At 56.2% G+C, this 23,168-nt stretch carries 16 protein-coding genes; 5 read left to right on the forward strand and 11 right to left on the reverse strand.

Features of this window, described 5'->3' with window-relative positions:
- Together AC13DE_RS14020 and AC13DE_RS14025 are read left to right on the forward strand one after the other, a co-directional pair.
- Positions 1-1,527 carry a heme biosynthesis HemY N-terminal domain-containing protein gene (locus tag AC13DE_RS14020; protein WP_483048181.1) on the forward strand — a complete coding sequence of 509 codons (1,527 nt, stop codon included), beginning with the start codon at positions 1-3 and terminating at the stop codon, positions 1,525-1,527.
- Positions 1,528-1,690: 163 nt separating this feature from the next.
- The gene (locus AC13DE_RS14025; protein WP_483048182.1) at positions 1,691-2,395 is read left to right on the forward strand and encodes a fumarylacetoacetate hydrolase family protein; all 705 of its coding nucleotides are present in this window, start codon (positions 1,691-1,693) and stop codon (positions 2,393-2,395) included.
- Positions 2,396-2,458: 63 nt separating this feature from the next.
- Here AC13DE_RS14025 and AC13DE_RS14030 read toward each other — a convergent pair whose 3' ends face one another.
- The 8 genes from AC13DE_RS14030 to AC13DE_RS14065 all read right to left on the reverse strand — a co-directional run bounded on the left by AC13DE_RS14030 (position 2,459) and on the right by AC13DE_RS14065 (position 15,838).
- Positions 2,459-3,454 (reverse strand): P1 family peptidase, encoded by a 996-nt coding sequence (locus AC13DE_RS14030; protein ID WP_483048183.1) that lies wholly within the window; start codon positions 3,452-3,454, stop codon positions 2,459-2,461.
- Positions 3,455-3,517: 63 nt separating this feature from the next.
- Positions 3,518-4,264: a glucose 1-dehydrogenase gene (locus AC13DE_RS14035; protein WP_446296685.1), complete on the reverse strand. Its 747-nt coding sequence runs from the start codon at positions 4,262-4,264 to the stop codon at positions 3,518-3,520.
- Positions 4,265-4,345: 81 nt separating this feature from the next.
- Positions 4,346-4,807 (reverse strand): GNAT family N-acetyltransferase, encoded by a 462-nt coding sequence (locus tag AC13DE_RS14040; protein WP_483048184.1) that lies wholly within the window; start codon positions 4,805-4,807, stop codon positions 4,346-4,348.
- Positions 4,804-6,408, reverse strand: a complete 1,605-nt coding sequence (locus AC13DE_RS14045) for an ABC transporter ATP-binding protein (protein ID WP_483048185.1) — start codon at positions 6,406-6,408, stop codon at positions 4,804-4,806. Before AC13DE_RS14045 ends, AC13DE_RS14040 begins: the two co-directional genes overlap by 4 nt.
- Positions 6,405-7,220 carry an ABC transporter permease gene (locus AC13DE_RS14050; RefSeq protein ID WP_483048186.1) on the reverse strand — a complete coding sequence of 272 codons (816 nt, stop codon included), beginning with the start codon at positions 7,218-7,220 and terminating at the stop codon, positions 6,405-6,407. Before AC13DE_RS14050 ends, AC13DE_RS14045 begins: the two co-directional genes overlap by 4 nt.
- Complete coding sequence (locus AC13DE_RS14055; protein ID WP_446296689.1) at positions 7,217-8,164, reverse strand: ABC transporter permease; 948 nt, start codon at positions 8,162-8,164, stop codon at positions 7,217-7,219. Before AC13DE_RS14055 ends, AC13DE_RS14050 begins: the two co-directional genes overlap by 4 nt.
- Before the next feature lie 130 nt (positions 8,165-8,294).
- On the reverse strand, positions 8,295-9,773 hold the full coding sequence (locus AC13DE_RS14060) for an ABC transporter substrate-binding protein (RefSeq protein WP_446296690.1): 1,479 nt from the start codon (positions 9,771-9,773) through the stop codon (positions 8,295-8,297).
- 170 nt (positions 9,774-9,943) lie between these two features.
- Positions 9,944-15,838, reverse strand: coding sequence for a GEVED domain-containing protein (locus AC13DE_RS14065; RefSeq protein ID WP_483048187.1), 5,895 nt, complete (start codon positions 15,836-15,838; stop codon positions 9,944-9,946).
- A 645-nt stretch (positions 15,839-16,483) separates the two neighbouring features.
- Between AC13DE_RS14065 and AC13DE_RS14070 the strand changes: the two genes are divergently transcribed.
- Positions 16,484-17,761, forward strand: a complete 1,278-nt coding sequence (locus AC13DE_RS14070; RefSeq protein ID WP_483048188.1) for an Hsp70 family protein — start codon at positions 16,484-16,486, stop codon at positions 17,759-17,761.
- 8 nt (positions 17,762-17,769) lie between these two features.
- Here AC13DE_RS14070 and AC13DE_RS14075 read toward each other — a convergent pair whose 3' ends face one another.
- Positions 17,770-19,050: an acetylornithine deacetylase/succinyl-diaminopimelate desuccinylase family protein gene (locus tag AC13DE_RS14075; protein ID WP_483048189.1), complete on the reverse strand. Its 1,281-nt coding sequence runs from the start codon at positions 19,048-19,050 to the stop codon at positions 17,770-17,772.
- Between the two features lie 99 nt (positions 19,051-19,149).
- Positions 19,150-20,400: an aminotransferase class V-fold PLP-dependent enzyme gene (locus tag AC13DE_RS14080; protein ID WP_483048190.1), complete on the reverse strand. Its 1,251-nt coding sequence runs from the start codon at positions 20,398-20,400 to the stop codon at positions 19,150-19,152.
- Between the two features lie 144 nt (positions 20,401-20,544).
- On the opposite strand from AC13DE_RS14080, the gene AC13DE_RS14085 reads away from it, so the two are divergent.
- Together AC13DE_RS14085 and AC13DE_RS14090 are read left to right on the forward strand one after the other, a co-directional pair.
- On the forward strand, positions 20,545-21,396 hold the full coding sequence (locus AC13DE_RS14085; protein WP_446312796.1) for a formate/nitrite transporter family protein: 852 nt from the start codon (positions 20,545-20,547) through the stop codon (positions 21,394-21,396).
- A 62-nt stretch (positions 21,397-21,458) separates the two neighbouring features.
- On the forward strand, positions 21,459-22,385 hold the full coding sequence (locus AC13DE_RS14090) for a YihY/virulence factor BrkB family protein (protein ID WP_446312795.1): 927 nt from the start codon (positions 21,459-21,461) through the stop codon (positions 22,383-22,385).
- A gap of 8 nt (positions 22,386-22,393) precedes the next feature.
- Here AC13DE_RS14090 and AC13DE_RS14095 read toward each other — a convergent pair whose 3' ends face one another.
- Positions 22,394-23,122 (reverse strand): Crp/Fnr family transcriptional regulator, encoded by a 729-nt coding sequence (locus AC13DE_RS14095; RefSeq protein ID WP_446312794.1) that lies wholly within the window; start codon positions 23,120-23,122, stop codon positions 22,394-22,396.
- Between the last annotated feature and the right edge of the window lie 46 nt (positions 23,123-23,168).

Consider the following 23,168-nt stretch of genomic DNA (forward strand, 5'->3'; position numbering starts at 1 on the left):
ATGCTTTGGTCACTTATCAAGATCGTTGTGTTTGTTGCGGTGATCGCCGCGCTGACCTGGGGTGCATCGACCCTGTTGGAAAGCTCGGGCGGGTTGCAGGTTACCGTTATGGGGACTGAGTTTAGTTTCGGGCCGCTGCAATCGGTGATTGCGGTGATCGTCCTGGTGATAGCAGTCTGGTTGCTATTGAAAATCCTGTCGCTCCTCGTGGCGGTTTGGCATTTCCTGAACGGTGACGAAACTGCATTGTCGCGCCATTTTGACCGCAACCGTGAACGCAAGGGTTACGAGGCCCTGTCTCAGGGTCTGATGGCACTGGCAAGTGGCGAGGGACGACTGGCACTTTCCAAGGCAGAGAAGGCCGACAAGTATTTGGAAAAACCCGAACTGACCAACCTGCTGATCGCGCAAGCCGCTGAAATGGCCGGGGATCGTCGCAAGGCCGAGGAAACCTATCGTAAATTGGTTACCAACGAATCCACCAGGTTTGTCGGGGTGCGTGGCATCATGAAACAGAAGCTGGCCGAAGGTGACACCGACACTGCACTGAAGTTGGCCGAAAAAGCATTCGCGCTGAAACCGAAACACGAGGAAACCGGCGACGTGTTGCTGAAGCTCCAGGCCGAAAAGGAAGATTGGGCGGGCGCGCGGCAGACTTTGAACACAAAGCTCAAGAACGGGCAGATGCCCCGCGATGTGCACAAGCGCCGCGATGCAGTTTTGGCGCTGTCTGAAGCAAAAGACGTGATTGCAGAAGGTAACAGCATCGAGGCCCGCGAAGCCGCGATAGAGGCGAACCGTTTGTCGCCTGATTTGATTCCAGCAGCTGTGATGGCGGCTCACGGCTATATTGATCAAGGACGGCCAAAATACGCGACACGACTTCTCAAGAAAGCGTGGGATGTCCAACCGCACCCCGATCTGGCGGCCGCTTTTGCAGCAATTCAACCTGATGAAAGCCCGAAAGAACGGCTTAAGCGGTTTACGACACTGACCAGACTCCACCCGGAACATCCCGAAACCAAAATGCTGTTGGCCGAACTGAACATAGCAAACGAAGATTTCCCGCAGGCCCGTCGATCGCTGGGAAACCTTGTGGAAACAGACCCGACAGCGCGGTCAGTGACGCTTATGGCGGCAATTGAACGTGGCGAAGGTGCGTCGGATACGGTGATAAAGGGCTGGCTGGCGCGTGCCCTGACGGTATCGCGCGGACCACAGTGGATATGCGATAACTGTCAACACATCCATACGAACTGGAAGCCGGTTTGCGAGAACTGCCATAGCTTTGATACATTGGCGTGGAAAACCCCGCCGATGTCTGAAGTCGCGATGCCCGGTGGGGTGCAAATGCTGCCTCTGATTGTGGGGTCAGCCAGTGATAACCAAGTGGTACCGGTCGAACCGTCGACCACAACGTCGAAGTCGACCAGCGACCATATCGAAGAAGCAGAGCTGATCGTTGATCCCGCCGAAGATGCGGATAATACCAAAGCGACGCAACCGTCTTCAGCCGCGAGCCATTGACCCTGCTCTGTGCTGTCGTTTTGCCGCTTTGGCCGACGTCTGAGTTACCGGCAAGTGACAGCTCGCAAATCGCGGGGGAAGACGCCTATGGCGCAATCGCAGTCATGGCGGGTGTGAACCACGGTTCGCTTCGCCGATAACCTGACAGAACAAAGGATCACCGATGACCGCCACTTCCTATGTGTTTGACCCTGCAAAACAAGCCAGTCTTGCCGTCAAGGGTGAGCAAGCACGCTTTCCGGTCCGCCGTATCTTTTGTGTGGGTCGCAATTACGAGGCGCATGCCCGCGAAATGGGCAAAGATCCTGATCGCGAAGCACCGTTCTTTTTCACCAAGCCCGCCGATGCAGCTTTGGACACGCCGTGCAGCATCGCGTATCCGCCGTTGACCGAAAACCTGCATTACGAAATCGAATTGGTGATCGCTATCGGCAAGGGGGGTGCCGATATCGATGAAGCGGATGTAATGAAACATGTCTGGGGTGCGTCTGTCGGAATCGACCTGACGCGCCGCGATCTTCAAACCGAAGCCAAAAACATGGGTCGACCCTGGGATTGGGGCAAGGCTTTCGATAATTCGGCACCGATTGCGCCTATCGTTCCGATTGGCGATGTCGCTTCAATCGAATCGGGACGAATTTGGCTGGCCGTCAATGGTGATATCAAACAGGACGCCGATCTGGCAGACCTGATATGGGCGGTGCGCGAACATGTCTCTATCCTGTCGCGATCCGTTACCTTGGCACCGGGTGATATCATAATGACAGGCACCCCAGCCGGCGTGGGTGCCGTTGTACGGGGTGACGTGATCACCGGCGGCGTTGATGGTATTGCGACGCTTGAAGTTACAATTTCAGACCGCCGCTGACCCCGTAGCTGGTACCACTCTGAACAAGATCAACTCGACAGGCTGATGCCGCGTTCGCACAGATCAGGCGTTCAGGTCGCGCCAGCAGGGCAGAAGATCGCCTTCGGCCGGCGCTGCATGAAAAACCGCGCGGGCGATGGCCCGAGACAGACACAGCGATGCGGCATGGCCGATCAGCGGGACCGTGGTATCGGAGATATCTCGCGCTGCGGTGCTGATAGCGAAAACAAGATCACCGTCGTGGGGCGTGTGCGCCGGGACGGTCGCGCGGCCTATGCCGTCATGTGCCGCTACGGCCATTCGCTGACATTGTGCCTTGGTTAGGGTCGCATCGGTTGCAACAATAGCGATCGTGGTATTTTCGCGCGGCGACATCGATGCAAGCTTGCGGCTCTCGAGGCTGAAGCCAAGCCCACTGGATGGATCGGGACCGAGCCCGCCAAATTCGTTCCCGAGTTCGAACGGAGCAGCGTAGAAGTGCCTGTCACCGGGTGTGGTGACGGCCCCCACGGGGTTGGTGGCAACCAGCGCGCCAACGGTCGTGCCGTCAGGCAGTCGTAGCGACGCGGAACCCAACCCGCCTTTGACCATAGCGGTCAGCGCTCCCGTGCCTGCGCCAACCGTCCCCAAAGCAAAATCGGTGTCGGCGGATTCCAGAGCAGCGAGACCCAGGCCGCGGTAGGGGTTTTCGACCCAATCCTTCGCGCCACCGTTCAGGAGGTCGAACAGGATCGCACCCGGCACGAGCGGGATCGTAGCGTCGCCCAATCGAAAGCCGCGTCCCGCCCTGCGCAACCCGTCGGCCACACCCGAACAGGCATCAAGCCCGTATGCCGACCCGCCCGACAGCACCAGCGCGTCAATGGCCGCCACCATTTTATCCGGAGCAAGCAAATCGGTTTCACGGGTACCGGGCGCGCCCCCCATCACATGTACAGATGCGGTAAAGGGTTCATCGCCCACCAGAACCGTCGTACCGGATTTCAAAACGTCATTCTGAGCGTTTCCGACCCTGATGCCGGGAACATCGGTGATGAGGTTTTTGGGACCTGTCTGCATAGGTACTGCCTGTTGATGGTGCGGGACGCTCCGCGGGGAGTTTATTTGGCAAAATGAAACAGGTCAGATGCACCGGCCGCCGTCGACCTCCATCGCGACGCCCGTGATCATGCTTGCTTCGTTAGAGCACAGAAACAGCGCGGCATTGCCCATGTCTTCGGGTTGGCTGAAACGGCCGAGCGGAATCGTGGCGAGGAACTTGGCCCGGGTTTCCGGGGTATCCTGGCCCATGAAGGTTTTCAGCAAGGGCGTTTCGCCGGCAACAGGGTTGATTGCGTTGACACGGATTCCGTAGGGGGCCAGTTCTATGGCCATGGTTTTGGTCGCTGTGATCATCCAGCCTTTTGACGCGTTGTACCAATTGAGGTTCGGGCGCGGCGATACGCCGGCTGTGGACGCGACGTTGAGAATTACCCCGGCACTGCGCTGTTTCATATGCGGGACGATGCTTTGGGCCGTATTGTACACCGATTTCATGTTCACTCGGGTTACGCGGTCAAAGTCGTCTTCGCTGATCGATTCCAGCGGACCCGGCATGTGCGAGACACCGGCGTTGTTTATCAGGATATCGATATGGCCCCAGGCCTCAATGGCTGCGGCGGACATCGCCCGGACGGAAGCGCCGTCGCCCACGTCGACCTGGTATGAGAATGCGTGATCGCCCATTTCGCTGGAAAGCTGATCCGCCCCTTCGCGGTTAATATCCGCGATCAGGACACGTGCGCCTTCCTGAACGAAGCGCCGCACGATACCTGCGCCAAAGCCTGAGCCCCCCCCGGTAACGATAGCTGTTTTCCCTGTCAGTCGCATGAGTGAGTCCTCCGGTTGCTAGATGAAGTCATGCTAAGGTGAGAATACGGCTTAGCCAAGCGAGCTTTCGCCGGGTGTGGACTAACGTTCTATCCGAAAGTTGAAGCTGCCGCATTGTCTTGAGGTTCTTGCCGGGCCGGGTGTTACCTCGCAGGCGTTTTCACAATCGGTCAGGCACTGCTGCCAAAACGCCATACCCCCTGGCGAACTGGTCGCTACGCCCAGCGTCCAGTCGCCTCCGAGAGCGTTGAAGATCAAATGCGCCGCCTGGGTCCCCAGACCTTGATGACGGTATTGGGGCGTGATGGTGAATTCCGTCAACTCGTGAGTGCCGTCGACATGGTTCCAGACTAGCCCAAACCCGATCGGTCGATTGTCGCCAAGGACCAAATACGGGTGACGACCGGGTTCTGCCCAATAGCGATCAAGTGCCGCAGGATAGTAGGGCGGGCCATCGGGCAACATTTCGGAGAAATAGGTCCTTGCCATACTGTCCAGGTCAGCGCGTTCAGCTTCGACCACGCGAATTATGCCGACCTTCATCGCATGCGCCTTTCGAGATCGGGCAATAGCGGCGCGGCCGCCAAAAGTTTTCGTGTATAAGGATGCCCTGGAGTCTGAAAGACGGTTTCCGTGGCACCTTCTTCGACGATCTTTCCCGATTTCATCACCAAGACGCGGTCTGTCACGCTACGCACGACCGACAGATCATGCGAAATGAACAGATAGGTCAGATCATAGGTTTTGCACAGATCGGCAAGTAAATCGAGGATTTGCGCCCGTACAGAGACATCCAGAGCGCTTACGGCTTCATCGAATAGTATCAGGTCGGGACGGGTGATAACGGCGCGGGCAATCGCAAGGCGCTGGCGTTGGCCACCAGAAAATTCATGGATGTATTTTGTCGCATCATCGGGGGAAAGCCCGACGGCGGTCAATGATTGCGAGATCGCGCATGCCCGGTCTGCCCCTTTGGGCGGATCCGATAACAGATGAAAGGGTTCAGTGATCAGCCTGTCGACCCGGTGACGCGGATTGAAGCTGCCGAAGGGGTCCTGAAATACCACCTGCATTTTGCGGCGAACGCTCAGGTTTGGATGTTTTTGCGAAAAAACGGGTTCGCCGTCTAGGGTGATCGACCCGCGCTGAACCTGCTCCAGACCCAAAATGGCGCGTGTCAGGGTCGATTTTCCGCATCCGCTTTCGCCAACAAGGCCCAGTCGTTCGCCACGTCGTATGCTGAAGGACACGTCGTCGACTGCCCGGAATGACCCCGGTTTGCTGAACAGTTCCTTACGCGGCAAGGCGTAATCACGGCAGACGTGGCGTACATCAAGCAGCGATGGAGAACTGGCAGGGGCGGGTGGCAGGTTCACTTTGTGACCCGAAGCCGCGAACAGCATCTGCGTATAAGGATGGCGCATGTTACGGAGCAGTGTCCCGGTTTGACCCTGTTCGACGACCTCTCCCTTGCGCATCACGTAGATACTGTCGGCCATATCCGCGACCACGGCCAGATCATGGGTGATCATCAGCAAACCCATATTATCGTCTTTTGCGAGGCGTTTGAGCAGGTCAAGGATTTGCGCCTGGGTCGTTACGTCCAATGCGGTGGTAGGTTCGTCCGCGATCAAAAGGCGGGGTCGCAAGGCGATCGCCATCGCGATCACCACCCGCTGGCGCTGCCCTCCCGAAAGTTCGTGGGGAAAACGCGAAAGCGGAAACCGGTCGACAGGCAGTCCGACGCGTTCGAGCGTCGCGATGGCCCTGGTATGGGCGACCTGACGTGAAACCGTCCTGTCATGCACACGAATGGTTTCGGCGACTTGTTGACCGATGGTTTGCACCGGGTTCAATGCTGTCATCGGCTCTTGAAAAACCATGCCGATTTCGTTGCCTCGGATGCCGCATAGATCCTTCTCCGGGAGCCTGAGAAGATCCCGATCGCCGAGCATGACCTGGCCTTTGGCCTGAGCACCTTTCGGCAAAAGCTGCATCGCGGCGAGCGCGGTCATCGACTTGCCCGAACCGCTTTCACCGGTAACAGCGACAATTTCGCCCGAGGCCACTGACAGGGTCACATTGCGCAGTATACTGAAACTGTGGATCGCCAGCGACAGGTTCGTAATGCTGAGCAAGGTCATACGCGTGCCACCCGCAAGCGGGGATCAAGATAATCGCGCAGCCCGTCACCCATCAAGTTCAAGCCAAGCACTGTCAGAATAATCGCCAAACCGGGCACCAGCGCCATATGCGGCGCGATGGTGACCAGGGTTTGGGCGTCGGCCAGCATGCGCCCCCACGACGGCGTGGGAGGCTGCGCACCTAGGCCGACGTAGGACAGGCCCGCTTCGGCCAGGATACCGAGACTGAACTGGATGGTGCCTTGGACGATTAACAGGTTGGTTACATTGGGCAGGATATGTTCAACCGAAATACGCGCCGGAGATTTACCAGCGACACGCGCGGCGAGTATGAAATCCCGTTTCCACAGGCTAAGCGCTGCACCGCGGGAAATGCGGGCAAACACAGGAATGTTAAATATCCCGATGGCGATGATGGCGTTAATTGCACTTGCCCCAAAAACCGCCGTTATCAATATCGCGATGACCAGTGACGGAAATGCAAATACCAAATCATTGCCGCGCATGATGATCTCATCCACAAGCGACCCGTGCTTTGCGGCCGCTAAAAGCCCTAAGGGGACGCCGAGGCTCATCCCGATGCCGACCGCCAACAGGGCGACCGCGATCGAAGTGCGTGCGCCCACCATGATCATGCTCAGTATGTCGCGACCAAAGTGGTCCGTGCCAAGAAGGTGTTCGCCTCCCACGCCTTGAAGCTTGTTAGGGATATCCATTGCCGTGTGGGGGAACGGAGTCCAGACAAATGAAATCAGGGCGGCAAATACAAAGATGGACGTCAGCAGCGTGCCGAGGATCAAGTTGTTTCTCATGCCCGCGCCCTAAGTCGAGGATCAACTGCGGCATATGCAAGATCGACAATAAAATTAACGATTATCACGGAAAATACCAACAGCATGACAACAGATTCCACCACGATCAGATCGCGTGCCGAGATCGCTTGAAACACAAGCCTGCCAAGCCCGGGAAGATAGAAGACCTGTTCGATGATAATCGACCCTGCAAGCAGAAATGAAAACTGTAAACCGATGATGGTAAGCACGGGGATCAACGCATTGCGCAACCCGTGCCGCCATAGGGTCTGCCGGGTGGTCAGACCCTTGGCACGGGCGGTGCGCATATAGTCTTCGCCCAGTACATCCAACAGCGAAGACCGCATGACCCGCGCCAATATAGCAGCCTGCGGTAAGGCCAGGGCGATGGCCGGCAGGGTCAGGGCATGTACCCCGGCCCAAAACCCCTTGTCCCAACCCACGAACCCGCCGGCGGCAAACCACCGCAGATTGATGGAAAAGATGAGCACGAGCATCATCGCAAACCAGAAATTAGGCACCGCGACACCCAGTTGCGTGGCCCCCATCACGCCCATATCGCCAACTTTCCCTCTACGTGCAGCAGCGAAGATACCCGCGGGAAAAGCGATTAGGGTTGAAAGCAAAAGCGCGTAAAATGCCAACGGCAACGAAACCCACATACGGGCCGCGATCATGTCCGCGACCGGGGTGCGATAGGTATATGAAACCCCAAAATCGCCGGTCAGCAAACCGCCCACCCAGGACAGGTACCGTTCGACCTTTGATGCGTCGAGGCCAAGTTCGGTGCGCAGCGCTGCCAATGTGTCGGGTTGGGCGTTGACGCCCAGCATGAACGAAGCAGGGTCACCCGGGGCAATCTCGATCACAGTAAAGATGACAAGCGATGCAACAGCCAAGCTGATACAAAGAGAGGCCAACCTTTTGAGCATGTATCGCGTCATTTGCGCAGGTTAGGCTTGGAAGGTTGCAGCGTCCAGCATAGAAAAACCGTTTGGCTTCAATAGGACTGTTCAAAGCAGAAAACGCCCCCGTGAAATATCGGGGGCGTTTTTGAATGCGATACCGAACGGTTCAGTCTGCCCAGGTTACCGCAGTAAGGTCTGTCGCCTGAGTGGGCGCGTTGGACCACAATCCCTTGACGCCTGCTTTGGCTACCGTGATCGCGGCGAGCTGAAACAGATAGGCGTTAACATAATCTTCGGCGATGATTTTTTGTGCCTCGCCCAGCATCTGCGTGCGCATGTCTGGATCGGTTGTCTTGTTCAAATTGGCAATCAACTTTTGGAAATCCGGGTTGTCATACTGAAAGTAGTAATCTGGATTGGCATATACACCGATATCCATCGGCTCTGTATGGCTGACGATGGTCAAACCAAAGTTTTTGCCTTTGAAAACGGTCTCAAGCCATTGAGCCCACTCGATATTGTTGATCTTTGCCGTGATCCCCACGTCGGCAAGCTGAGCCGCAATGATCTCGCCTCCGCGGCGAGCATAGGACGGGGGTGGTAGATCAAGTGTTGTTTCGAACCCGTCAGGGAAGCCTGCCTCAGCCAACAAAGCCTTGGATTTTTCAGGATCAAAGGCGCTAAGTGCTGTTTCGTCGACATAGGCTGGGTTGTGGGGCGCAAAATGTGTGCCAATCGGGGTACCGTAGCCGAACATCGCACCATCAATAATTGCTTGGCGATTGATCGCATGCGCCACTGCTTCGCGGACCTTGACGTTGTCGAATGGCGCTTGCTTGTTGTTCATGGCAAGGATGGTTTCACCTTCAGTTGAACCGACCAGCACCTGAAATCTAGGGTCTGCTTCGAACTGGGGCAGATTTTCGGGTGCAGGAAACGCGACAAACACATCTATATCTTCGGCCATCATTGCTGCAAATGCGGCAGTCGGATCTGAAATGAATTTGAAAGTGGCCACATCCAAGGCGGCTGGCGTACCCCAATAGTTGGGGTTTTTTTCGATCATTATGTTGTCGCCCTGCGTCCAGCTGGTGAACTTGAACGCCCCGGTGCCGATCGGCAATTGTTTGATGTTGTCGATGCTCTCGGGCGCGACAATAACCGCGTCGCCCCAAGCCAGGTTAAACAACAGGTTCCCGTTCGGTTCGCTTAGCTTGATTTCGACAGTGGTGGGGTCCAGGACCTTGACTTCGGAGATCGCACTAAAAAGCGCCTTCTGTGCATTGGCGCTGTCATCGGCATTGATCCGGTCAAGGCTGAATTTCACGTCATCAGCGTCCATCGTTGTGCCATCATGAAACGTGACGCCGCTGTGAAGCTTGAACGTATAGGTCAGTCCGTCGTCGGAAATTTCCCAGCTTTCCGCAAGGCCCGGTACAACTGACCCGTCGCCCATAAATCGCGTGAGCCCCTCGAATACATTGGAGTAAAGGACCGAATCGATCGCACCCGCAGCCGCGCTGGTAGGGTCGAGATGTGGCGGTTCGAGCTGCATCGCGACGGTGATATCGCTTTTGGCGGCGACGGAGCCCGCCATCAATGCGGCGGCACATGTGCCAAGTATTAATGAGCGAAGATGGAACATCGGTGTCTCCCTGAAAGCATTTGGCGAAACGTTAGCCAGTTCTGTTTGGTTTGACCAGCACTGCCGTTAGGTTGCTTTGCCGTGATTTGGCTTTGGTCCGTATACGCCATAACGTGGGGCGGTGCTTTGCGTGGCCAGAGGCCGCGGTAACGCCCCGCGTAGCCAAAGCGCTAAGGTTCAATTTTTACGTTGAATGATACAGAACCGATCGAACCAGGAGGATAACTGCCCAAGCAATTCCATTGCAACGGCCCTGCGTATCCAGTGGTGTTGGATGCCGGGATCGTCAACGCGCAGCTTAACGCCGCACCAACTGATACCGGCGTTTCCACCGGTTCGGACAGGCTGGTATATGGAGGAGTGCGGTCATAGATGATCACGTCGCTCGCGGCGGCCGAACTCTTGTTTTCGATTTGAATCCGATAAGCCAGCACATCCCCGGCGGTCCCCAGGTTGGATGTACCCTCGGCTGAGTTGGCGGTTACATTTTTGACAGTTTTCGACAGGGTGAGCACCCCTGAGGCAGCGCCACTGGTAACCCGGTCGATGTTAGCCGCAACATGTGTGACTGGCGTTCCATCAAAAGACGTCGTGGCATTAAGCGCGTAGATAAAACTGCTTCCCGGCCCGGCACCCGCCCCGGCAGAGACCCGCGAAACGATGCATATTAGCTCGCCTGAAATCACCGGCGTTGAAGAATTGATGGCCGCGTCGGGAGTGCCGTCACAATTCGGGTCCGAAAATATCGCCGCGCTATAGGCACCTGCGGGAGTCTGGGTCGCATCGCCAAAGGTGAACAAGACCGTACCAGTGGTGGTTGCAACATATTGATGTGCAAGTACGGCAACCTGTCCGGCCTGAATCTCGGCTGATTGATCCAATGTCATGATCGGTGCCTTGACCACGCCAAAGTTCAAGTCTGGATAGTCTGTATCTGCGGCGGGGACAAAACTATATGTTCCATCGTGAACGTCCGTGTCGACAAGTGACGGCAATCCGCTTTTGCTTTCTGATATCGGTAACCACGCCGCAAAAGGATCAAGCCTTAGCGTGATACGGCCCGAATAATCCGCGCTCAACCCGTAGGACCAAGTTCCGTCGGACGAGATTTTGGGCTGCGCGATTATCGTGTTGTTGTCACTGAGAATAACCATAACCGCGTTGGTCGTTCCGTTCTCTCCGCCGTTGGCGATACCATCGTGCGCGATACCGCCGTCTATGCCATTGTCGACAAACAGACGGCCCGACAACGTCCGCTCCCCGGTGGAAAGCAAAATCTCATAACTGTCTTCATCATCATCCGCGATACCATCGTTGAAATCATCCACCCTCGCGCCGGTATTCGGGTCACTATCGAGATCAGGCAATGAACTTTTGATGATCTCGACGGTGTTAACGTGGACGCCGGTTTCCTCTACCCGCGCCCGGATCGTCAGTGTTTCGCTGGTCCCGGGAAGAATTTCATCCACAAACCAAACGCCCGTATCGGGGTCGTAGTAGTCGCCGGTAGCGGGGGCATCGTCAGTTAAATACTGAAATCCTGACGGAAGCTTTTCAATAACTGTCACGTTGGAAGGAGACCCCGGGCCGCTGTTATTTACCGTGATCACCCAATCAATTACATCACCAGGAGAGGCCGTGGTAATGACCGTATTGGTCCCTGAGGCATAGGCCACCTTGACCAGCGAAAGGTCACTGAGCTGCGGGTCAAAACCAAAGTTCTGATCCGAGGTATCGCCGTTCGCCACCACTGTCACACCCACAATCGGGTTGGATGTGCCAATCTGCGACCCGGCCGGAAGGTCGGTATCATTTACATCCACTTCCACACGATATGTGGAGCCGGGAGAAAGGTTGGAAACTTGATAGGTACCGTCGGCAAATGTGTCGACGGTTTTGATGAATTGATCATCGGCAAGATCATTGGGCGTGCCGGCGTCATCGTAAACGCTTATCGCTATACCGCCACCCAGGTTGATTTCGGCGCCGTCTTTTTCATCTGAGGCATTTTGATCAATATACACATTTCCCGAGATGGTACCGAACTGTATGACTGAAGGACCGCGGCAGGACGCGCCGTCGTTATCGCCACCTTCGTCATTCTGGCTGACGGCTATGCGCTGACGCACCCCCGTGGCGATATCAACAAGGTAAACTTCGTTTGTGATGTCGTCATAGATGTAGAACAACCCGTTCTCATCGAACCACGCGGCACCATAAGAGCTGGTGTAATAGCTGGGCCCGAAAAACGTAACGGCTTCGGACCCGACGCTCGCACTACCGTTGTTGGCAGTTACCCGAAAGACCTGGGCCGTGGTGCCGTCGATGCCGTACAAATTTCCGTCGAGCGGGTTGAACGCGAAATCCGTGGTATCCACAGGCGTCGCCAGCACCAGCAACCCGTTATCAATAGTGTTGTTCGGGTCCGACAGATCAAGCAGTTGAAACTCATCGTTATTGGCAAGATAGACCATCACCCCGTTAGGCAACACATCGCCCGCAATGCCACCTTTTTCTATGGTCGACGGTGGGTCCGGCAGCCTGGTGAATGTTCCCGATCCGTCTACTCTCCAAAGCTCCTTCCTGCCGCTTTTGACTCCGTAGATATATCCATCCAATTCATTATATCCCCAACCGCCGTCCAAATCGGTTCCGGCGCTTCCAATATCTTGCAGGTTCAGCGTGTAGCCGGTCAGCCCGGTCGTAAAGACCATTCTTTTGAGAACGGATTTGTTGGTTGAAATCTGATATAGACCCGCATCACAGGTAATAGGGGCGGAATCGCCTGAAATCGTCAGGCTGTAGTCTTCGACTTCGCCGTCCAGGGCGACGATTCCGACCCCGGCTGTGGTGGACCATCTAAAGCGGGCGAATGTCGGCAGCAGCGTCGAATTTGCGGGGACGTTGACATCGAAAACGATCTTTCCATTCAGAACGCCGTCTTTGTCACCGGCTGCGCCATCCTGTAAATCGGCCGCGATCATGTCGGTCGTATCAAATATGCCGTTTCCGTCGAAATCGACCCAAGCCTGCAAATAGGCCACCCCGAACCCCACTCCACCCGTCACCTCATTGACGGTTACGGTTAGTTCGCTCGCGGCACCTTGGTAAAGCTGCGGCAGTATAACGCCGTCTTCATCGTCGTTGCCGTCTAGGTCATCCCCGGTGGCATCAGCGCTGGCTTGGGGCACCGCTTCGGGATCCGGCACTATCGCCCCGAGGTATACGCCCGTCGGGCCTGCATCGGCGATGATATGTAGCGGGTCGCCATAGCTTGCCGGCGCATCACCACGGTCAACAAGGGGAGCCGCTGCAATTGTAAGCGCATAGTCTTCGACTTCACCATCAGAGGCGAATCCGGAGGGGCCGAGCTGTGGAGTTGTCGACCAGCGAAATCGGGCAAAGGTTTGGTCCAGAACGGCGTCGCCCGGAACGTTGACATTGAATTGAATTTGGCCGTCGCCCGCAGCCACATCGTCACCCGTACCATCATCGGCCAGACTCATTGCGACGTGCTCAGCCACACCGGATTCAAATACGCCGTTGCCGTTGAAGTCTATCCAACCGTGCAAAACACCATCGCTGCCAGTTACATCAGCCGTTACCACTGTGATAAATCCTTGAGTCATCAACGGGATATCCATGCCGTCGTCTTCGTCGCTATCAGCGTTGGCCGCATTGCCGGGGCTGGTATCGCCAGTTTCCGTGGCCCCCAGCCGTATCGCATCACTGTCGATGAAGTTATGTAGCGCATCGCCCATGGTCGACGGCGCGTCGGTGAAATCTATGCAGGTCAAGATATCGCCCAGATGCATGCCATCAGCGCTCGATAACCCGGGTGCGCTTAGCTGAAGCGGTGTATGCCGGATCACCAGCGTGTCAATCGGGAGGTTGAACCCAATGGTAACAGCGCGCTGCGATCCCGAACCAAGCGCATTGGTGCGTTCGCCGGTCACCGACCCGTCGGCATTCGCGGCTTTGGCCATGTTGAGCGATCCCGCACCGTTCGTGATGCCAGGCGACACAACCAACCCGTTTAACATACCGTAAACCGTGACAGATTCATCTTGATTAAGGTCTGCGACATAGAGGTAGATACCGGTTAACGGAACGTCGAAGGACACCTGCAAGTCGACGTATTGTGCATCAAGCATAGGGTTGCCACCGTCGCCGGCGTAAAGCGTGCTCGTGGTGTTGATTGCCGCTGGGCGCAATGGCTGTGATTGGTCAGTTGCGGTAATTGTGCCGCTTAGCCCGTTATTAGAAAACGCCGACGGTCCCCCGAGCAGGGTGGGACTGTCCGTCGCCCAGTCAACGGCCGAAGCGCGGGTGCCGTTACACGACGGCATTGTTTCGACCGGCTCGTTGAAAACACTCACAGCGATCGACGCGTTAGCGGGGCCGGATTCGTCGCTGGTGATCTGGGCGTCGGCTGTGACCACATCCGATGCCGAGGCGTTCGTTGTCACGTCGAATTCGATGGTGCCGCTTTGCAGGCCGGTCATGGAAGGGATCGTGTTGAAACTGAATGTACCGCCGGTGGGATCCACAGCAGGACGAATATCGCTGCCGGTAACCACCGAAAAATTCGACGTACCGGTTGCTTGCGAGGGCAAGCTGACCTGAACCGAGGCATTTGTCAGCGGAGCGAGCGCTGTATTTGCATAAGACACACTATAGCGCAGGGTTGCGTATGGGGGTATATCCCCACCGGTATATGGTGCCCCGTTTACTTCGACAATTGAAATGCCAACGCTGATATCGTCGGGACTTGGTAAAGCGTAAACCGAGGATCCCGCTACCCAATACCGCCACGGGTTGTCATTACCCGCCGCACCGCCTTCGGCGCTGTCGCCTCCATGGCCTTCGGCGTTGACGGGCCCCAAGGCGTTGATGTCCAACACACGAAGTCTGAGCGCGGCATAGAACACCTCGCCCTGCGCAATGCCGCCAAAGGCAAAGCGTACCGCGTTTGTGCCAGGGGGCAAGGCGGTAGCGTCGCTTGCGTTCAGGTCAAAACCTGAAGTCGGCACTTCGGTACATACTTCTACTGAATTCACCCCGGGGTCGGTCGTTTCAGGTGATACCGAGCCGGCTCCGGTTGCTGGACCTTCTCGACCGGGAAGTGTCGGTGAAGGGTCGTCAGCCTTGCAAGACCCGGCGTACTGAATGCGGTTCCATGGTCCTGTCGTGCCGTATCTGTCCCAGTCGCTGCCGCTTTCCGGGCCTGCTACTGGGCTGCCCGATCGGAACGGGGTCGCGCCACGACCCCCCGTTATTGTTGTTTCCTCCTGTATTGTGAATCCATTAGGGTCAATGTCGCCTCCGGACCCGAAGGCGTTGATCTGGACTGCATCCCATTTATTATGAACGCGCGCGGTACCGCTGCCTCCGACGCTGGTCCAGGGGGTGCCATTGGTCGGGTTGACCAGATACCCGTTGGTCAGCGAAGCGATCTTGTCGCCGTTGGCGAAGAGCGCTGTGTCAGATCGTGTCGAATAGAAAATACCCGTGTCGCCATATATGTAAGCCAACCCGGCATTGCAGTCTGCTATCGAAAAACCGGCCAAGGAGCATTCGTTATTGCTTTCTGGCTGCCAACCATTGGCCGATACATCAAAGGTCAGCTGCCCTTTTGGACCCCACCCTTTGGACACACCGCTGCCAGTTGTAGCCTGCGCCGGGCGAGCCGGCAGAGCGTTCCCGGCCGCGTCGGTAATATAGGCTCCCACGACCTCGGTTCCGTCGGGGACGTACATGGTTGCATATCCGCCCGGCCCGTCGATTGTACCGGCGACAATTGCCGGAAAGCTCGAAAACACTTCGATCACGTCGCCGTTCTGAAGCGCAGGGTCGCCGTTTTGAACGTTTGTCTTCAGTTGGGAACGTGATGCGGGTGTCAGGTTGATAACCCCGGTACCAAGCCACGCCCCGTGTGCCCAAAGTGTGATTGCAAGAATAAGCCACGCAAGCGGGGTCGCAACGACGACACGCCAAGAGAGTGGCACGAAGGAAATGCGAGCCTGTAATATCATCCCGAGGGTGGTGGAGCGGAAAAATGACATGTCTCGTGAGTCCATTCGGTAAGTGAAGGGGCGCGCGCACCGGCGGTTATGGTGTGCGACAACAGCGGATTGTTGAGTTTTGATGGGGAAGGTCGCCGACAAAAGCCCAAGACCGGGAGTTGTCCAATCGAACTGCGTCGTTTACAGCCACGAATGCCATGCGCACCAACGATACGAGCGGTCCCGATCCGTGCCAGCTTTTACCGGGATGGGTGTTCGCGGTCGTTGGATGGCGCGGTATAAAAATCATGATCCTCATTAAATTAGCATTTGCCTTCACGTTGATTCCGATTTGAGTGAACCCGAGCAACTGAGGCGTCAGCAAATAGACTACAGGGTTATTTACCTTTTTCTTCGTTCCATACGGATAGGTCGCGGGCGCAAAAGAGTATAAAGTTCGGTATGGTTACCGAACCCAGGTTAATGAAAAACTAAGTTTCGCAGCTTCTGTGGTGAAATCATTTGCGCGGGTGCGTTCCCGAACCGTCGTTCGGGCCGCCGCCTTGGTTTTGTGGAATGCCCCACCACGTCAGTTGGACGAAAAAACCGTAACGTTGGCAAAGAGATATCAAGGTAAAATTAGGATTGTGCCCTTGGGCAACCGGGTTTATGGGCCGGTGTTCAATCGATTGGATAGGGTGCTTTATGGCTGCGGTTTCTTCTACATTAGGGATAGACTTCGGAACTTCCAACTCGGCCGCGGGATATATGGTCGACGGCAAGGCACAGCTTATTCAGGTGGAGGGTGGAGAAACCACGCTTCCCACCGCGCTGTTTTTCGATAACGAAGAAAAGCGGATCATTTTCGGACGCGAAGCGCAGGAAGCGCTGATCGGGGGCGATGATGGGCGATACATGCGGGCGCTCAAAAGCTTGCTGGGGACGCCTTTGATGCGCGAAAGTCGTGTCTTGCTGGGCAAGAGGATGGACTTCATCGCGATTGTGGCACGCTTTCTGGCGGAATTGAAGACACGGGCAGAGACCAGTACAGGGCAAAGCTTTGATCGCGTGTTATCGGGACGGCCGGTTATGTTTCACAGTTCGGATGAAGCACGCAACGCGCAGGCATTGGTTGATTTGAGCGAATGCTACGAGCTTGCCGGGTTTAAGGATGTACAGTTCATGGCGGAACCCGAAGCCGCCGCCTTGGCCAACCGTGCGGTTCTTTCACCCGGCGACCTGGGGTTGGTTGTCGATATCGGGGGTGGTACTTCGGATTTTACGCTGTTTCGGCAGGAGGGAGATGCAGGTATCCACATCCTTGCCAGTAAAGGCGTGCGTATTGGCGGCACGGACTTTGACCGGGGGCTAAGCCTGGAACACGTCATGCCGCAGCTGGGAATGGGGTCGGACATCAAACATGTTTTCGGTGCTGAAACCCACACGGCCCCCCATGCAGTGTTCACGGAGCTGGCGACCTGGCAAAAAATACCGTTTCTCTATACGCGCGAACAACGGCGAGCGGCACAGGATTTGGCGACCTATGCGGTAGAGCCTGTATTGCTGAACCGCCTGGTCAAGGTGTTGGAGGAAGAGCTGGGCCATGATCTGGCCTTTGCGGTAGAAGCGGGAAAGATTGCGGCCAATAACCCCAACGCCTCGGCACCGCCGGAAATCAAGCTAGATGTACTGGAGCGTGGTCTGTGTATCCCGCTGCCCGCTGCGATGATGGCGGCCACATTAGCCGGTATGGCGACGGAGATTGCCCAGGTAGCGACCGCGCTCGCGGTTCAGGCTGATGTGAACATACCGAACGTGAACAAGCTTGTCTTTGTGGGTGGATCGAGCATGATGTCGGTGGTCGAACGCGCGATGCGCGCCGCTTTCCCTCAGGCGGAAGTACATCGCGGTGCCGCAATGACGGCGATCGTGGATGGTCTGGTGCTTGCGTCACCCCACGCCTTTTCGTCTGCACGGGGCTGAACAGCCGACTATTTCCTTGGCAATAAAAGCGTTTCCAGCGTAGCGCCCATCACGCAGGCGCTGTCGACCATGTCGTCTACCTCGATATATTCGTCGGGTTTGTGCGCGAGCTCGAGCAGCCCCGGGCCATAGGCGATGCAATTTTTAAGCTTGCCGATCCGGTCGATATGTTTTTGGTCGTAGGAGCCCGGAGAGGCTACGTATTCGGGCTGCTTGCCCATGATATCCCGGATAGCCTGCGACACGGTCTGTACGATCGGGGCGGTTTGATCGGTCATCGATGGTAACACGGAATTAATTTCGGTGAGCTCATAGTCGAAATCGATCCGGGTTTCACGCAATCCTTCCAGCAAACCTCTCACTTCATCGCGGACTTGATCCAGCGGCTCTTCGAGCAAAAACCGCCGGTCTATGGTGATGCGGCAGCTATCGGGCACGCAATGGGCGGGCAGGCCATCGAAGTCGTCATCATTTTCTTTCTGCCCGCCGTGAATGGAGTTGATATTCATGGTCGAACTACGCGCCCCTTCGGGGACCACGGGCATATCCGTGCGCCGCGCCGCCATCGCTGGGAACAGCTTGGTTTCGAATTCGGCAAGCACAGCCCCCATATGCCGGACCGCGCAGTCCCCCAGAAACGGCATGGACCCATGGGCGATCTCGCCTTTGGTTTCGATTTGCGCCCACCACCCCCCACGATGGCCCAGACAAATACGGTCTTTGTGAAGGGGTTCTGGAATGATGACATGTTGGACATGGTCCGGGTTGAAATATCCCTGTTCGGCCAGATAGGCGACGCCGCCATATCCACCGGATTCCTCATCGGCGGTACCCGAGATTTCGATAGCGCCGGCAAAGTCGGGATGGGTTTCCACGAAGGCTTCGGCGGCGATGATCGATGCCGCCAGACCGCCTTTCATGTCGCAGGTACCGCGCCCATAGATTTTGCCGTCAACAATGTCGGCCCGGAACGGATCATGTGTCCAGCCGGCACCGACTTCGACAACGTCGGTATGGCTGTTGAAATGCACGGTTTCGCCGCGCCGCGAACCCTGGCGGCGGGCGATGATGTTCCACCGGGGATATTTGGAGCTATCCCCCGGGGTACCATGAGCGCGCAACAACCGGGTTTCAAAACCGTGCTGCTTGAGCCGTGTTTCCAGATATTCGCAAATCAGCCGATAGTCGCGCCCCGGGGGGTTGAGTGTAGGGATACGGACCAGATCCTGGGTCAGGGCAATCAGGTCATCACGCTTGGCGACGATGGCGTTGGTAAGGGTGCTTGTCATGAGCGTATGTTTGAACGGACGCGTACATATGGCAAGCGGTGTCTTTGCCGTACTGTTGGATTTTGAGTTTATTTGGCAAAATGAAAGGCGTCGTTGTCGTTATTCGGCGATGTCTTTCAATGCCGCGAGCAGTGTGCGGATTTCGTCGAGCGTGTTGTAGTGACATAGCGAGACCCTCACGGCGGCCTCCAGCCCCAATGGTGTCAGGATATTACCCGAGTAATGATCGGCTTTGCGCAGATGTGTGCGAATGCCTTGAGCGTTGAGCTTTTCGACGATCGCGGCGGCGGGTACGGCGTCGAGAGCAAAACTGACGAGGCCTTCGCGAGCGGGATTATCGGCCCCGCCCAGTATGGTCACGCCTGGCAAATCGACGACCCCGGGGAGGTTGCCGGTGCCGTAAAGCAAGGCGTTGGTCAGCGTTTGTTCGTGGTCATGGATCGCGGTACCTGCGGCTTCGATCTTGGCACGGGGGTCGGCTTGTTCTGAGACCTGATCGCCCAGCCATTCGAAATAGCGCACCACATCGCTGAAAGTCGCGTATGAGCCGGTATCGCGGGTGCCCAGTTCCCAATTTCCTGCGGGCCCGTTGGCGAGGGTTTCAAGGGATAGTCCGGTCAGCCTGTCGGAGGCCCAGGCGATACCGTAGCCGTGTCGCGAGAACAGCTTGTAGGGCGAAATTACGTATCCGTCGATGTCATAGCTAGCGATGTCGATACGCCCGTGGCTGGCGTGCTGGATGCCATCGACAAAGATGATCGCCTCTGGGGAGACGGCACGGATGGCCGCGCTGATGCCTGCCACGTCATTGGCGATGCCGGTCACCGGAGAGGTATGCAGGATCGTGGCAACGCGCACCTGGGGTGTCATCAAACGGGCGTAAGCGGCGGCCGTGACCTGACCGGTTGCGTCATCATGCGGCACGCTGATATAGGGTTTGCCTGCGATATTTGCCCAATGCAAAGCTGCACTGCGCGAGGCGGGGTGTTCAACGGTCGAACCGATTACCGCCCCGTTCGGTGTTCCCATCACGGCGGTGCGGATCAGGCGAAACGAAAGTTCCGTGCCGCTTTCGCCGACAAAGAAACGACCACCGGAGGTGTTGAAGAACAGCGCCATGTCCGCACGGGCCTGCGTGATTTTTCCGACAAGCGCGTGAGATGCAGCATTATCACGCCCCTGATTATCGGGGATGGCGGCAAACAGTGCCGAGGTGTCGACGACTGAATTCAGGGTCAAGGCACCGCCGGCGTTTTCAAAGAAAATGCGCGGCCCCTGAAAAGGACATGAATCGACATGTGCGAAGCGTCCGCGGATCGCGGTGATGAGATCTGAATTATTTGTGAACATTTTACACCTTCGCTGCGTTACTTGGTATGCTTGCACGATTTCTGCGCTAGTTTGTCACATAAGAACAATTGAAATGCGGCTCTTGTCCATGGATTTACGGTCGGACAGAGGTGGATTTCGTCAAATTTTCATTCGGAGAGCGATATGGCCCCCTTGATTCACCGCAAAGTGTCGAAAAAAAAGCAAGATGATACACAAGCGGAAGAAAAATCGGTAAGTGAAGCCACGGCGCTTTCTCCTCGGCTGATTTACGAGGTGATCCGGCGTGAGGGCGAGGAGGAGCTTGCCCGAAGCAAGCGGTCCCTGATTTGGTCAGGCGTCGCGGCCGGCGTCATGATAAGTTTATCGGTGTTGGGCGAGGCGATCTTCAGGACCTATTTGCCGGATACGGAATATCGCTTCCTGATTGAAAACCTTGGGTATTCACTGGGTTTTCTGGCCGTGATCATGGGCCGGATGCAGTTGTTCACGGAAAACACCATCACTACGGTCTTGCCAATCATGCGGGCCAGATCCTGGGTATCGTTCTACAGCATGATGCGCCTATGGGGCATTGTGTTGAGCGCGAACGTCGTAGGGGCTTTTGCGGCGGCGATGTTGTTCATGTGGACCCCCGCGATTTCACCTGACATCGTTCCGGCCATTCTGGAACTGTCCGAACATGCGACCGGGCTTGGCACTTACGAGAGTTTTTGGCGCGCCATCCCCGCCGGGGTAATCGTGGCCCTGATCGTGTGGATGTTGCCACAGGCCGATGAGACGTCATTCTTTTTGATATTGGTGTTCACCTGGTTGATCGCAGCGGGTGATTTCGCCCATATCGTTGCCGGGTCTGTCGAGATGGCGGTCATGATCCTGGTGGGCGAGCTGGGATTGGGAACCGCAGTGTTCGGGTTTTTCATCCCGGTTTTGGTGGGTAACATCGTCGGCGGCACGATCATCTTTACACTCGTCGCTTGGGGTCAGGTGCGCGATGAGGTAGAAGAGGAAAATTAGTCGGTACCAAAATGATAAATTAGGTCAGCGACAGAGTAGGTAACACGAGGAAACTCTGCCTTTTGAAACAAAAAACTTTGAAACTGTCCAAGCTTTATTGGGTTTCGCTCAAGGCTGCCATCGCGGATATTCAGGAAAAAAACGTAGCCCTGATCGCTGCGGGCGTCGCGTTTTACGGGATGTTATCGCTATTTCCGGCGCTGGCAGCCTTGGTGACGATCCTTAGCCTGATTTCTGACCCGGTTGTCGTGATCGCCCAGCTTGATGATATGCGAGGTTTGCTACCGGATGATGTATATAAAATAATCAACGAACAAGTGGTCACGCTGGTGACTGCAAGCACTGGTCAGCTGGGGTGGACCGGGGCGATTTCGGTTCTGGCTGCGCTATGGTCAGCACGGGCAGGCGTCGGTGCGATGATGATCGGCCTGAACGGTGTGTACAATGAGCGCAATCGGAATGCAGCGCGACACTATTTCAGCGCGTTGATGCTGACCTTAAGCCTGATTTTCGTAGGTATCGTCGCCCTGGTTTCCGTGGTGATCGCCCCGATCGTGCTGTCGTTCTTGCCGTTGGGGGTCTTTGGCTATTTCATGGCCGAGATCATTCGTTGGAGCATTGCAATCACGGTTTTGCTGGCGGGGGTCGGTGTATTGTACCGTTTCGGCCCCAATCGCCGTGCGGCACGGATTGGTTGGCTAAGCTTTGGCGCAGTGTTTGCTGTGCTGTCCTGGGCGGTCCTATCCATTGGGTTTAGCTATTACGTGGCAAACTTTGGAAATTATAACCAGGTCTATGGGTCTATAGGTGCGGTCATCGCGATGCTGGTGTGGCTGTGGATCAGCAGTTTTCTCGTGTTGATGGGCGCATCGTGGAATGCGCAAGTCGAATTGCGCACCGAACCCGACACCACGGTAGGGCGTAATAGACCGCCCGGGAAGCGAGGTGCCTATGTGGCCGACAACCTTGTGTCAGCAGACACCGAATAAACAGATGATCACATCAGCGGGCGTTTTTTAGGGACCGAACGGGTGATCAAAGCCAGGTCAGCCAGGCTATCAAGGTCGTTGATTTGCAGAACTTGGTCACTCCAGGACGCTAGCTGTTGGTTGCGCAATTTGCCCAACGTCTTATTGGTATGGACCAGCGACAATCCCAGAGCATTCGCCAGATCGCGCTGGGAATATGGCATGGACATCGTATTGTTGGTCACAAGCCCCAGCGTCATCCCGCGCTCAAAGAGCTTTACCAGTGCCCAGGCTACAGCTTGAAGGGCGCTGCGTTGACCGACTGTCGCGAGGGTTTCGCCCAGAAAATGTTCTTCGACCGCAGCTAGCCACGTTATGTCGAAGGCGCGGTTGGGGTGATTTTTAAAGAAATTCCAGAAATCAGAGCGATTAAACACGCATAGGCGCATATTAGTACGTGCTTCGACTGAATGCCCCATCTCGCCAAGCATACTGGCCTGTAATCCAAGGAAATCGCCAGGCATCACAAAATTTACCACCTGTCGCTCCCCGTTTGACAAGATTTTGTCGCGCAGCCCCATGCCCGATAACACAGTGTATAGCTGCGGTGCGTTCGACCCTTCCATCAAAATTGTCGTGCCAGGGTCGACAGTCAGTTCGCCGACCTTGAATTTTTGCATGAATTCAAGCTCTTCCTTAGACAGCGTTACAAAAGCGTCTTTTCTGTGAAGCGGGCAATAACGACATTCGGTACTCATGAAATAATCCTACTTGCTATGTCATAGATTAATGCGACTTCGGAAA

Source organism: Sulfitobacter sp. L-8 (assembly GCF_056859255.1).